The organism is Saccharopolyspora thermophila (genome assembly GCF_014646075.1).
GTDB classification, from domain to species: Bacteria; Actinomycetota; Actinomycetes; order Mycobacteriales; family Pseudonocardiaceae; genus Saccharopolyspora; species Saccharopolyspora thermophila.
In genome coordinates this window covers 18,981-31,230 of record NZ_BMMT01000010.1, presented here as the reverse complement: position 1 = coordinate 31,230, position 12,250 = coordinate 18,981, and the positions used below count along the sequence as shown (strand labels likewise).

The following is a 12,250-nucleotide window of genomic DNA, read 5'->3' as shown; positions in this document are numbered from 1 at the left end:
ATGCCGCGACCGGTGAGGTGCCCCGCGGCCGCGAGGAGCGCGGGGCATCTCACCGGTCGGAGACCGCGGAGTCAGTCCTCGTCGGAGCTGTTCGACGGGCTGGCGGACTCCTGGTCCTCGTCCGGGGACGACTGGCTCGGGCTCGACTCGTCGGAGTTGGCGTTGGACTCGGGCTGGCCCTGCACGCCGCCGAACTGCTCATTGAACTGCTCGCCGAGCTGGTCCAGTCCGGGAATCTGGAAGCTGTCGCTGCCGGACTCCTGGCCGGGCAGCGTCAGGTTCGGCATGCCCTCCTCATCGTCGGCGAAGGCCGCGGCCCCGCCCGACAGCACGATCCCGGCAGCGGCCAGCCCGGCCAGTGCGACACGACGCATACGCATTGTCATTTCCTCCGTGAGGTTCGGGAATTTCGTGGCCCAGATGCGCTGGACCTGGATCAGGAGTACCGGACGCATTTGCGAGATGCCGGGTGGGTGGTCGGATCGGTTGACACCCGGAGGTAGCCCCGGCGTTGTTCGGGGCGGCCCGATCGGGGCACCGCCGATGAATGTGATCATCATGATCGAATTTGTCATCTTCGCTGGTCACGTGGCTTCTGTTGGGATCATCGGGCGGCGGTGAAGTCGGCGGGCGCTCACTCTTCTCGTTTTTGTCGCGGCTGCTCACCTGGTCGCGGGACAAACGGGTGCGGAGGTGGAACTCGGCCGAGATCGGCGCATTCGCCGGGAAATGCCGCATCGCGTCATCGCGGCGCGGCCCATCCGCTTTGCTTCGCATTCCGCTGGGCAATGAAATCGGGGGCTCCCGCAATGCTTCTGCCGAATTCCGCTATGCCGTACGGCGCAGGCACCGGACTTCCAGGACAATCCGACTGTGTCAATAAAGGTTGACAACGTCTGTGCTCTCCCGGGGGATGACGCGGGAAGCGGGAGCGAACAGGTGGTCGACACCGGTAACGGGGCTGCGGGGCGCCGTGCCGGACCACGGCGGCCCCGCGACGCGAACGGCTGTCCCGGCCGGGGCGCGGCGGTCCAGGCTCCGCGTGAAGCCGATCTTGGGAGGGTGGATGGACGACACCGCCGGTCTGGTGGAGATCACCTCGGAGGCCGAACTGCGCGAGCTGGTGGGGCAGCCGCTGCCGCGGGTCTGGCAGAAGGAGCGGACCGAACTGCACGAGCTGGACCGCCAGTGGCTGGCGGCCTCGCCGTTCTACCGGTCGCCACCTCGGCGGCCGACGGCACCTGCGACGTCTCGCCCAAGGGCGACCCGGCGGGGTTGGCCCTCGTCCTCGACGAGCGCACCATCGAGATCCCGGAGCGCCCGGGCAACCGGCGGGTGGACGGCTACCGCAACGTGCTGTCGAACCCGCACGTCGGCCTGATCTTCTTCCTCCCGGGCCGGGGCGACACGTTGCGCATCAACGGCCGCGCCCGCCTGGTGCGGGAGGCACCGTTCTTCGACCGGATGGTGGTTAAGGGAAACCGGCCGGTGCTGGCGATGGTGGTGGAGGTCGAGCAGGTCTTCCACCACTGCGCCAAGGCGTTCCTGCGGTCGCGCCTGTGGGAGCCGGAGACGTGGCAGCCGGACGCGGTACCGTCCCGGCCGCGGATCGCCAAAGCACTGGAGCGTCCCGAGGATTCCCTGGCGGAGCTGGAGCACTACTACGGCGACCAGTACGCCAACCACCTGTACTGAACGGCGGTGCCATCGGCGAACCCGCCGATCTGTGACGCACGACACTTCCGCTGGGCCAGTAGGGCGGCTTCCGCGCGGTGTCGGATCGACTTCCGGGGAGAACGTCCTCGGCCCACCGGGACTTTGGACCCTGCGTCGGCCACTTTATTCCCGTTGCGGTACCCGAAAACAGCCGGCCGGTGGTCGTCGAACCCGAAAACGCCGCGACGACCGGGAATTCCCGCGTTCGGGGTGCTGTTGACGGAGGCGGACGTCGGCGCGAGCGCCGCATTTCCCCGCCGCTGACGAGGAATCAGGGCTCGTACTGGTGCCCGCCGTCGGAAGGAAAATGTCATGCGCACAACTGTCCGAGCGCTGGTCGGCCTGGCGCTTGCCGCGTCCGCGGCATCGGGAGCCGTCGGTACCGCCACCGCTGCCACCGTCAACTCGTCGAGCATCCCAGTACCGCACGCGGTCCAGCCCCATGCCCACCCCGGCGTTATCGCGGTGCAGAAGGACGACGACCACCACGCAGGTGACAAGAAGAACGACCACAAGGCCGGGGACCGGGACAACCACCCCGATTCCCGGAGCAAGGGCGGGAACGGGAAGGTCGGGTAACGTCGAGGATCTCCGTCAACCTCCCGGTACTCCGGACCACCGCGCTCCGGGGCGCGAACCAGATCAGGTCCGATGTGGATGATGCGGTAGGTGAACTCCTCGGCCGGTGCGGAACGGCCGTCGTGCGGTGCGTCGGGGTGGCACGCCATCACCATGCCCGCGGCGGAATCGCCACGTACACGCGCGCAACGCCGTGGACACGGTCGGCAACGGGTTCAGACTCCCTCCCTGAGCAGGTCGGCGGCCTCCGCGAGGCCGCCCGCGGTGCCCGCGAGGACCTCGGTCAGAACCGTCCGCAACGGTGTGCCGTCCTCGCGGAGCAGCCACGCGTGCATGGCCGCGCCGAAGCAGCTCATCAGCGCCATCGACCAGGCCACCGCGCGTGGATCCGCTGCGGGCGTGCCCATCCGCTTGGCGATCAGGTTCGCCACGTCCCGCACCCAGCGCTGGCGGATCAGGTGCTGCTCGTACTCGGCGGTGTTCTGCAGACTGCTGAGCAGTTCGGCCCGCATCAGGTGCTGCTCGCGGTCGGCCTCGATGCGGTCGGCGGCTTCCAGCAGCGCCGCCGCCAGCGACCGCATCGGGTGCTCGTCGGCGGGCCGGGTCGCCAGCACCTCGCGCATCCGCGCGGTCTCGTGCTCCGGATCACCGAAGAGCACGGCGTCCTTGCTGGGGAAGTGCCGGAAGAACGTGCGCGGCGCGATGTCGGCCGCCTCGGCGATCTGCTCCACCGTGGTGTGGGCGAAACCCTGTTCGGCGAACAGCCTGAGCGCCGCGGCCTCGATCGCCGCCCGCGTGCGCAGCGTCCGCCGGCGTCGGCGGTCCTGGGGTGGGGGAGCGGAGCCGTGACCCGAGACGGCCGTCATACCTGCCAGGTTCGTCCCAGGTCAGCGCGGGGTCAAGCGTGCTCGGCGTCATGCGCGACACAAGTCAGTGCGGACATAACCGGACCTGGCTGCCGAGCACCCGCCGCTGAAGTTGCCGCCAGCCGTCGGCAGGTTTTTCCTGGAACCTGAACGGCAACAGGAGTGCTGATGGTCGAGTGGCTGCGCTGGCCGGTGCTACGCCAGCTGACCGGGACCGACCCCCTGGGCAGGGGGACGGCGGCCCGGTCGCGGCGCACCGACGAGAGCCGCGCGCGAACCGAGGACGCCGACTCGGTGGTCCGCTCGGTGTGCCCGTACTGCGCGGTGGGCTGTGGCCAGAAGGTCTTCGTCCAAAACGGCGCGGTCACCCAGATCGAGGGCGACCCGGACTCGCCGATCAGCCGCGGCCGGTTGTGCCCCAAGGGCTCGGCCAGCCGCGAGCTGGTGACCTCGCCGCTGCGCCAGACCAAGGTCCGCTACCGCCGCCCGCACGGCACCGAGTGGGAGGACCTCGACCTCGACACCGCGCTGGACATGATCGCCGACCGGGTGCTGGCCACCCGCAACGCCACCTGGCAGGACACCGACGCCGACGGCAGGCCGCTACGGCGCACCACGGGCATCGCGAGCCTCGGAGGAGCGACCCTCGACAACGAGGAGAACTACCTCATGAAGAAGCTCTACACCGCCCTGGGCGCCATCCAGGTGGAGAACCAGGCCCGTATTTGACACTCCTCCACGGTGCCCGGTCTGGGCACCTCCTTCGGGCGCGGCGGCGCCACGACCTTCCAGCAGGACCTCGCCAACGCGGACTGCATCCTCATCCAGGGCTCCAACATGGCCGAGGCCCACCCGGTGGGGTTCCAGTGGGTCGTCGAGGCCAAGCGGCGTGGCGCCACGATCATCCACGTCGACCCGCGGTTCACCCGCACCTCGGCGCTGGCGCACCGGCACGTGCCGCTGCGCGCGGGCAGCGACATCGCCTTCCTCGGCGGGCTGATCAATTACGTGCTCAGCACCGGGTCGTACTTCCACGACTACGTGGTGCACTACACCAACGCGTCCATGATCGTGGGCGAGGACTTCCGCGACACCGAGGACCTGGCCGGGGTGTTCTCCGGGTTCGACCCCGAGGTCGGCGGCTACGACACCGAGACCTGGCAGTACGAGGGCGGTGCCGTCGTGCCGTCGGTGGGCGGACACGGCCCGGAGGTGCCGAGCACACCACACGGCAGGGAGCGCGAGACCAGCCGCCCGGAGCGCACCGGCTCGGGCGGGCCGGTCTACGGGGGCCGCCCCGAGTCCGATCCCACGCTGCACCACCCGCGCTGTGTGTTCCAGCTGCTCAAGCGGCACTTCGCCCGCTACACGCCGGAACTGGTGGAGCAGGTCTGCGGGATCTCCCGGGAGGAGTTCCGGTGGGTCGCCGAGCAGTTGGTGGCCAACTCCGGGCGGGACCGCACCACGGCGATCGCCTACTCGGTGGGCTGGACCCAGCACACGGTCGGCGTGCAGTACATCCGCGCCGCGTCGATCCTGCAGCTGCTGCTGGGCAACATCGGACGCCCCGGCGGCGGCATCCTGGCGCTGCGCGGGCACGCCAGCATCCAGGGTTCCACCGACATCCCGACGCTGTTCAACCTGCTGCCCGGCTACATCCCCATGCCGCACGCGCACACCGACGTCGACCTGGAGACCTTCGTCGCCCCGGACGAGCAGGCGCGCGGCTACTGGGCCGGGATGCGCAGCTATCTGGTGAGCCTGCTCAAGGCGTGGTGGGGCGAGCACGCCACCGCCGAGAACGACTTCTGCTTCGATTGGTTGCCCCGGCTCACCGGCGACCACGGCACCTTCCAGACCGCCATCGAGCAGATCGAGGGCCGGTGCCGGGGCTACTTCGTCGTCGGCGAGAACCCCGCGGTCGGCACCGCCAACGCCCGCCAGCAGCGGCTGGGCCTGACCAACCTGGACTGGCTGGTGGTGCGCGACCTGAACCTGGTGGAGACGGCGACGTTCTGGAAGGACGGCCCGGAGATCCAGACCGGGGAGATGCGCACCGAGGACATCGGCACCGAGGTGTTCTTCCTGCCCGCCGCCGCCCACACCGAGAAGGACGGCACGTTCACCAACACCCAGCGGTTGCTGCAGTGGCACCACAAGGCCGTGGAGCCGCGCGGCGACCAGCGCAGCGATCTGTGGTTCTTCTACCACCTGGGCCGCCGGTTGCGGGAGAAGCTGCGCGCGGCCGGTCCGACGGAGCGGGACCGCGCGCTGCTGGAGCTGACCTGGGACTACCCGACCGAGGGTGATCTGGAGGAGCCGAGTGCGGCGGCCGTGCTGCGGGAGATCAACGGCTTCGACGCCGAGGGCCGGGCGCTGTCGTCCTACACCCAACTGCGCCCCGACGGCTCCACCCGCTGCGGGTGCTGGATCTACTGCGGCGTCTTCGCCGACGACGTCAACCAGGCGGCCCGCCGCAAACCCGCCGCCGAGCAGACCTGGGTGGCCCCGGAGTGGGGCTGGGCGTGGCCGGCCAACCGGCGGGTGCTCTACAACCGGGCCTCCGCCGACCCCGACGGCCGCCCGTGGAGCGAGCGCAAGGCCTACGTCTGGTGGGACGAGCGGCGCGGCGAGTGGACCGGCCACGACGTGCCTGACTTCGACAGGGGCAAGCGCCCCGACTACGTGCCCGAACCCGGCACCACCGGACCGGCGGGCATCGCGGGCACCGACCCGTTCATCATGCAGAGCGACGGGCGTGGCTGGCTCTACGTCCCTGCCGGGCTGGTCGACGGCCCGCTGCCCGCGCACTACGAACCGCAGGAATCGCCCCTGGAGAACCGGGTGCACCCGCGACAGCAGCGCAACCCGGCTCGGCAGGTGGCCTCCCGGCCGGAGAACCGTTACCAGCCCAGCGGCGGCGAACCCGGCAGCGAGGTGTACCCGTACGTGTTCACCACGTTCCGGCTCACCGAGCACCACACCGCCGGGGGCATGAGCCGGTGGCTGGCGCACCTGGCGGAGCTGGCCCCGGCGATGTTCCTGGAGGTCTCGCCGGAACTGGCCGCCGAACGCGGCTTGCGGCACCTGGGCTGGGCCACCGTGATCACCGCGCGCGCCGCGATCGAGGGCCGGGTGCTGGTGACCTCCCGGATGCGGCCGTTGCGGCTGGGCGGGCGCACCGTGCACCAGATCGGCATCCCGTGGCACTGGGGTCCGAACGGGCTGACCACCGGGGACGCCGCCAACGAACTGGTCAACGTGGCGCTGGACCCGAACGTGCACATCATGGAGACCAAGGCGGGCAGCTGTGACATCCGGCCCGGGCGCCGCCCGCGCGGTGCGGACCTGCCGCGGCTGGTTGCCGAGTACCGCGAGCGCGCGGGGATCACCGAACGCACCGGCATGGAGTACGCCGACGATCCGCGACGCGGAGGAGGGTGAACCGTGACGCAGCACCGGTTGAGCGGTCCGCTGGCCGACCCGGCGGCGGAGGCGGGTTACCCGCCGGAGCACCCGGAGCGGGTCGGATTCTTCACCGACACCAGCGTGTGCATCGGCTGCAAGGCATGCGAGGTGGCCTGCAAGGAGTGGAACCTGCTGCCCGAGGACGGCCTGGACCTCACCGGCATGTCCTACGACAACACCGCGGACCTCGGCGCCACGACCTGGCGGCACGTGGCCTTCGTGGAGCAGCGCGGGTCCACCGCGGATCTCGGCATGCCCACGATGGGCGAGGACCAGGTGCGCTGGCTGATGTCCTCCGACGTCTGCAAGCACTGCACGCACGCCGCGTGCCTGGATGTCTGCCCGACCGGCGCGCTGATCCGCACCGAGTACGGCACCGTCCTGGTGCAGGACGACGTGTGCAACGGCTGCGGCTACTGCGTGCCCGCCTGCCCCTACGGGGTGATCGACGTCCGGCCGGACACCGGCGTCGCGGCCAAGTGCACGATGTGCCAGGACCGGCTGGGCGCCGGGTTGATGCCCGCCTGCGCGACCGCCTGCCCGACGGAGTCCATCCAGTACGGGCCGCTGGAGGAGTTGCGCCGCCGCGCCGAGCTGCGCGTGGACGAGCTGCACGAGCAGGGCGTCACCAGCGCCCGGCTGTACGGGCACGATCCGGCCGACGGCGTGGGCGGGGACGGCGCGTTCTTCCTGCTGCTGGACGAACCGGAGGTCTACGGGCTGCCGCCGGAGCCGGTGGTGACGACCCGGGACCTGCCGTCGATGTGGCGGCACGCCGCGGGCGCCGCGCTGGCCGCGGCGGCGGTGGTCGCCGGGTGCTTCGTCGGGGGCAGGCGGTGACGCGGGGCGAGCGGGGCGCGGAGTTCCGCTCCTACTACGACCGGCCGGTGATCAAGCCACCGGTGTGGAAGGTGCCGGACGTTCCGGCCTACCTCTACCTCGGCGGCATGGCCGGGGCGTCGTCGACGATGGCGCTGTGCGCCGACCTCACCGGCCGCGCCCGGCTGGCCCGCGCCGGGCGCGCGGCCGCCGCGACCGGGACCACCGCCAGCGTCGCAGCCCTGGTCCATGATCTCGGGCGACCGGCCCGGTTTGTGAACATGCTGCGGATGCTCAAGCCGACCTCGCCGCTGAGCGTCGGCTCGTGGATCCTCGCCCCGTTCTCCGCGCTGTCCGCCGCGGGCGCGGTCAGCGACCTGACCGGCCTGCTGCCGCGGTGGGGCCGGGCCGCGAGCACGACTGCCGGGGTGGTCGCTCCGGCCGTGATGACCTACACCGCGGTCCTGCTGGCCGACACGGCGGTGCCGGGCTGGCACGAGGTCTACCGCGAGCTGCCGTACGTGTTCGCCGGAAGCGCGGTGGCCAGCGGGGCAGCGGTTGGCCTGCTGGCCGCCCCCGGAGACGAGGGACCGGCCTGCCGGATGGCCGTCGCCGGTGTGGCGCTGGAGTTCGGGGCGTTCGAGCGGATGCGGCGGCGCGCCGGGATGGTCGGCGAGGTCTACGAGCAGGGGCGCGTCGGTGCGGTACTGCGCGCGGCAAAGGTGCTCAACGGCCTGGGCGCGGGTGCGGCGCTGTTCGCGCGGCACAGCAGGGCCGCCGCCATCGCCGCGGGGGCGTGCCTGACCGCGGCAGCGGTGGCGACGCGCTACGGGATCTTCGAGGCCGGTCGCGTGTCGGCCCGCGACCCGCGCTACACCGTGGTGCCGCAGCGGCAGCGCGCTGACCAGGTCATCAGCTGACCGGATATTTCAGGAATGTTCGTCGTTTCAGTGTTGATTGAAATCGATTTCGTTCGAGCGGCGGTTGACGGGGTGGGGGTGCGGACTGTCCGCAATCGAGTTAGGTTAGGCTTCGTTAAAGCGTTGATCCTCGTGTTCGCACCGACCACCCGGAGCTGCCGCATGACGATCCTGACCCCGCCGCGATCCGATGTGGTCACCTCGCCGTTCCGCCTGTTCCGCATCGAGGTCGCCCGGGTGCACCGGCTGAGCCGCCACGTCGCGCGGATCACCTTCACCGGTCCCGAGTTGTCCGCGATGACCAGCGGCGGGCTCGACCAGCGGGTCAAGATGATCTTCCCGTTGCCCGGGCAGCGGGAACCACTCGTGCCGACGGGGGAGCGGCCGTACCAGGCCCTGCGCGAGCTGCCACCGGACATCCGCCCGAAGCTGCGCAGCTACACCGTCCGCGCGCACCGGCCGGAACTCGCCGAGTTCGATGTGGACTTCGTGCTGCACGGCGGCACCGGACCGGCCTCGGCGTTCGCCGGTCGGGCCCGGCCAGGGGACCGGTTGCTCGTGTACGCGCCCAACGCCGAGCACCCGCACGGCGTGCGGTGCTCCGGTGTGGAGTACCGGTTGGACGCGCTGCGCGGTCGCACGCTGCTCGTCGGTGACGAGACCGCGCTCCCCGCGATCGGCGGCATCCTCGCGGCGCTGCCGGGCGGCGTGCAGGCGAAGGTCTACGTCGAAATCCCCGACGTCGCCGACGCGCAGCACCTCGCCAGTACCGCCGACGTGCAGGTGCACTGGCTGCCGCGCCGCGCGCGGCGGCCGGGGGCGGCGCTGGTGGAGGCTGTCCGCTCCGCACCGTTGCCGGGAGGCGAGTGGTACGCGTGGGTGGCCGGGGAGGCAGCCATGGTGACCACCGTCCGGCGGCACCTGCTCCGGGAGCGCGGTTTCCACCGCGACGCGGTCACGTTCATGGGTTACTGGCGCTACGGCAGGTCCGAGGACGAGCCCCGCCACCCCGATCCGGAACAGGACTGATCGAACCGGCGTCGCAGTTGGGCCAATCCACCTGGGCCGCCTACGGCGGCATCCGGTAGCGTGCCTCTTTCCGCCGAAACTCCTCGCGTCCGGCGGGTCATTTCAGCTTGCGGCGACGCAGATCGGTCCGGATGTCCCAGATGGTCCAGCCGATACCACCGAGGGCCAGACCGGTCATCAGGATCAGCACGAGAGCTTCGGTCACGGCGGGCTCCCTTCGCGTGGTGGGACACCAGCGGGACCCCTCCGAGCCTAACCAGCACATTGGTGATCTCCGAACGTGTTCCCACCTTCGTCCCTGAACGAGTGAGACCCGTGGCGCGGACTGCCCGGTGACGACGGCGGAATCGCTGGCACGAAGCCGAAACACCGCGACACCGCGCAGGATTCGCCGCGACCGATCGAGCGCGTTTGGTGATCGCGCCCCGCTCCCAGCGGAGCAACCACGCCCGCTGGAGTGACGCACGGGCATGTCGTGACCGGGAAAAGCCGCTCCGGCGCGGACCATTGCCGTGATCGCCCCGAACCGCCGAAAGGGGGGCACGAGCACGATGTCTCTCGCCCAGCACGCGGCCGCCGCCAGCCTGACCGCCCTGCACGGTTGGGTGGGTCCCGCGACGATCGCCGCCGGTGTCCTGCTGTTGATCGTCGCGCTGATTCGTCGCACCCGGGCGACACTGGCCAGGAAGCGACGGGCGGCGCGACCCGAAGCGGCCGAGTGGTGGTGACGCGCCGCCCCCGCTGACCTGGTGCCCCGCCGCGCGCGGCCACCAAGGGGGGAGGGACGCATGACCGACACCACTCGGGAAACCCGCCGCACCGCGATCGACGGCGCACCGGCAGCGCGAACCGGCCAGCGCTGGCGAGTCATCCCCGCGCCGACGCCGCCACCGACACGGACCGCTCGCCGCCTGGACCTGCGCACCACGGTCGCGGTCGACCTCGGTCGCCTGGCCGCGACCCTGTCGCGGCTGCTGGGCCTGGGCAGCGGCGGGATGATCGGCGGTCGGCTCGCGTTGACGCTACAGCCGCAGGCGCTGCGCCGGCTGGCGATCGGTCGGCGAGTCGTGATGGTCACCGGAACGAACGGCAAGACCACCACCACGCAGATGGTGGCCGAGGCGCTGCGGTCGCAGGCCCCGGCGGTCAGCAACGCCACCGGCGCGAACATGCTTGACGGCCACGTCGCGGCGCTGATGACCCAGCCCGACGCGCCGTTCGCGGCGCTGGAGGTCGACGAACTGCACCTGGCGCGGGTCACCGCGGAGTTCGAACCGGCCGTGATCCTGCTGCTCAACCTCAGCCGAGACCAGCTCGACCGCGTCGGGGAGATCCGCACGGTGGCGGCCAGCCTGCGGCGCGCGCTGGCGCAGGCGCCCGGGGCCCACGTGATCGCCAACCGCGACGACCCCAACATCGTCTTCGCCGCCGCCGACCACCCGTCGGTCACCTGGATCTCCGGCGGCGTGCGCTGGAAGAACGACGCGCTGAACTGCCCGAACTGCGGCGCGTTCCTCGGCGACACCGACGACGACTGGCGGTGCTCCTGCGGGCTGGCCCGCCCCGCCGCGGACTGGACGGTCACCGCGACCGGCGTGCTGGCCGCCGACGGTACGCACCACCAACTCAGGCTGTCGCTGCCCGGGCACGTCAACCGCGTCAACGCCACGTTCGCCCTGGCAGCAGCGTTGCGGCTCGGCTGCGGGCTCGATCCCGCGCTGGCGCGCATCGGCCGCATCAGGCAGACCGCGGGCCGCTACGACACGGTCCGGCTGGCCGGCCGCCAGGTCCGCCTGCTGCTGGCCAAGAACCCGGCCAGCTGGTTGGAGATGCTCGACCTGGTGTCCGGCAACGGCCGCCGGCTAGTGCTGTCGGTCAACAGCCGGGAGGCCGACGGCTACGACGTGTCCTGGTTGTGGGACGTCGACTTCGAGGTGCTGCGCGACCGGTGGGTGCAGGTCGCCGGGGACCGTGCACTGGACCTGGCCGTGCGGTTGCGCTACGCGGGCGTGCCCGTCGAGGTCGTGTCCAGTGTGGAGGACGCGGTCGCGGCCGCACCGGACGGCGTGCCCGACGTGATCGCCAACTACACGGCGTTCCGCGACCTGGTGACCCGGAGCCGGCGATGAGTCGCGAGCAGGTCCGCATCGCCCTGGTGCTGCCCGACCTGCTGGGCACCTACGGCGACCGCGGCAACGTCATCGTGCTGGCACAGCGGTTGGCGTGGCGCGGTATCGGCAGCGAGACCGTGACCGTGCTGTCCTCGGCCGAGGCCGTGCCGGAGTCCTGCGACCTGTACGTGATCGGCGGGGGAGAGGACGTCGCGCAGGTCGCGGCGGTGCGGTTCCTGCACCGCGGCCCCGGCCTGCGGAGGGCGGTCGAGCGCGGTGCCCCGGTGCTGGGCATCTGCGGCGGCCTGCAGGTGCTGGGCATCAGCTTCGTGACCGGCGACGGCGTCCGCCACGACGGGCTCGGGCTGGTCGACGCGGTCACCGAACCGGGCAGCGGCCGGGCGATCGGCGAGGTCACGACCCGGTCCACCGTGGGCGGTGTCGGTCTGCTGACGGGGTTCGAGAACCACCTGGGCCGCACCCGGGTCGGCCCGGACTCGCAGCCGCTCGGCCGGGTGGTGCGCGGCATCGGCAACGGCCACGACGACGCGGAAGGTGTCGTGCGGGGCCACGTGGTGTGCACCTACCTGCACGGCCCGGTGCTGGCACGCAACCCGAAGCTGGCCGACCTGCTGCTGGAGTGGGCGATCGGCGAGCCGCTGGAGCCGCTGCCGGACCCGCCGGAGCTGAGCGCGTTGCGCGCCGAACGCACCCGGGTGCACGCCCGCAACCGCAAGTGACC

10 protein-coding genes and 1 pseudogene are annotated in these 12,250 nt (G+C 71.4%); 9 read left to right on the top strand and 2 right to left on the bottom strand.

Annotated elements, in window-relative coordinates; translation table 11 throughout:
- Positions 1-71 precede the first annotated feature (71 nt).
- A complete protein-coding gene (locus IEY17_RS14980) occupies positions 72-380 on the bottom strand; it encodes a hypothetical protein (RefSeq protein ID WP_188988108.1) in 309 nt (102 codons plus the stop codon).
- A gap of 686 nt (positions 381-1,066) precedes the next feature.
- Between IEY17_RS14980 and IEY17_RS14975 the strand changes: the two are divergent.
- Both IEY17_RS14975 and IEY17_RS14970 read left to right on the top strand, forming a co-directional pair.
- Positions 1,067-1,695, top strand: a pseudogene (locus IEY17_RS14975) (pyridoxamine 5'-phosphate oxidase family protein).
- Positions 1,696-2,028: 333 nt separating this feature from the next.
- Positions 2,029-2,295, top strand: coding sequence for a hypothetical protein (locus tag IEY17_RS14970; protein ID WP_188988106.1), 267 nt, complete (start codon positions 2,029-2,031; stop codon positions 2,293-2,295).
- A gap of 215 nt (positions 2,296-2,510) precedes the next feature.
- Here IEY17_RS14970 and IEY17_RS14965 read toward each other — a convergent pair whose 3' ends face one another.
- Complete coding sequence (locus IEY17_RS14965) at positions 2,511-3,161, bottom strand: TetR/AcrR family transcriptional regulator (protein ID WP_188988104.1); 651 nt, start codon at positions 3,159-3,161, stop codon at positions 2,511-2,513.
- 168 nt (positions 3,162-3,329) lie between these two features.
- Here IEY17_RS14965 and fdh point away from each other — a divergent pair, with 168 nt between their 5' ends.
- From fdh to IEY17_RS14930, 7 genes are all read left to right on the top strand, one after another.
- Positions 3,330-6,605, top strand: a complete 3,276-nt coding sequence (fdh, locus tag IEY17_RS14960; protein WP_188988102.1) for a formate dehydrogenase — start codon at positions 3,330-3,332, stop codon at positions 6,603-6,605.
- 3 nt (positions 6,606-6,608) lie between these two features.
- Positions 6,609-7,469, top strand: coding sequence for a 4Fe-4S dicluster domain-containing protein (locus IEY17_RS14955; RefSeq protein ID WP_188988100.1), 861 nt, complete (start codon positions 6,609-6,611; stop codon positions 7,467-7,469).
- Entirely contained in the window at positions 7,466-8,368 is a 903-nt protein-coding gene (gene nrfD / locus IEY17_RS14950; RefSeq protein ID WP_188988098.1) for an NrfD/PsrC family molybdoenzyme membrane anchor subunit, read from the top strand. Before IEY17_RS14955 ends, nrfD begins: the two co-directional genes overlap by 4 nt.
- Positions 8,369-8,530: 162 nt before the next feature.
- On the top strand, positions 8,531-9,397 hold the full coding sequence (locus IEY17_RS14945) for a siderophore-interacting protein (RefSeq protein ID WP_188988096.1): 867 nt from the start codon (positions 8,531-8,533) through the stop codon (positions 9,395-9,397).
- 551 nt (positions 9,398-9,948) lie between these two features.
- Positions 9,949-10,125: a hypothetical protein gene (locus IEY17_RS14940; protein ID WP_188988094.1), complete on the top strand. Its 177-nt coding sequence runs from the start codon at positions 9,949-9,951 to the stop codon at positions 10,123-10,125.
- A 60-nt stretch (positions 10,126-10,185) separates the two neighbouring features.
- The gene (locus IEY17_RS14935) at positions 10,186-11,526 is read left to right on the top strand and encodes a Mur ligase family protein (RefSeq protein WP_188988092.1); all 1,341 of its coding nucleotides are present in this window, start codon (positions 10,186-10,188) and stop codon (positions 11,524-11,526) included.
- Positions 11,523-12,248, top strand: coding sequence for a type 1 glutamine amidotransferase (locus IEY17_RS14930; RefSeq protein ID WP_188988090.1), 726 nt, complete (start codon positions 11,523-11,525; stop codon positions 12,246-12,248). The genes IEY17_RS14935 and IEY17_RS14930 overlap by 4 nt, the downstream gene beginning before the upstream one ends.
- Positions 12,249-12,250 lie beyond the last annotated feature (2 nt).

Excerpts from the sequence above, each read along its gene's own strand:
- IEY17_RS14935 (WP_188988092.1), top strand. The coding sequence starts at position 10,186 with ATGACCGACACCACTCGGGAAACCCGCCGCACCGCGATCGACGGCGCA.
- IEY17_RS14940 (WP_188988094.1), top strand. The coding sequence starts at position 9,949 with ATGTCTCTCGCCCAGCACGCGGCCGCCGCCAGCCTGACCGCCCTGCAC.
- IEY17_RS14965 (WP_188988104.1), bottom strand. The coding sequence starts at position 3,161 with ATGACGGCCGTCTCGGGTCACGGCTCCGCTCCCCCACCCCAGGACCGC.
- IEY17_RS14945 (WP_188988096.1), top strand. The coding sequence starts at position 8,531 with ATGACGATCCTGACCCCGCCGCGATCCGATGTGGTCACCTCGCCGTTC.
- IEY17_RS14970 (WP_188988106.1), top strand. The coding sequence starts at position 2,029 with ATGCGCACAACTGTCCGAGCGCTGGTCGGCCTGGCGCTTGCCGCGTCC.
- IEY17_RS14980 (WP_188988108.1), bottom strand. The coding sequence starts at position 380 with ATGCGTATGCGTCGTGTCGCACTGGCCGGGCTGGCCGCTGCCGGGATC.
- IEY17_RS14930 (WP_188988090.1), top strand. The coding sequence starts at position 11,523 with ATGAGTCGCGAGCAGGTCCGCATCGCCCTGGTGCTGCCCGACCTGCTG.